Below are 210 nucleotides of genomic sequence, written 5' to 3' on the forward strand. Positions count from 1 at the left end.
CGGGCGTTTATCAAGGCCGTGTCCGTCCCGTCGGCCTCGACCGTCCGGATGGCGCGGTCGGCCCACGGCTGGAAGTCCTCGCCGACGTGGACGAACGCGTCCGCCTCGACGATCCGCCGCGTGATGCTCGCGTTCGGCTCCCAGCCGTGGCCGTGGAGCCCCGTCGGAACGAGGTTCTCGACGGTCAGCGGGGTCCCCTCGGCGACCTTT

At 71.4% G+C, this 210-nt stretch carries 1 protein-coding gene; it reads right to left on the minus strand.

What is annotated here, in order from left to right; translation table 11 throughout:
- The coding region (locus EXE45_RS19415; protein WP_158294373.1) for a metal ABC transporter solute-binding protein, Zn/Mn family at window positions 1-210 on the minus strand (210 nt) is incomplete at both ends.

Source organism: Halorubrum sp. SP9, assembly GCF_005435015.1.
Taxonomy (GTDB): domain Archaea; phylum Halobacteriota; class Halobacteria; order Halobacteriales; family Haloferacaceae; genus Halorubrum; species Halorubrum sodomense.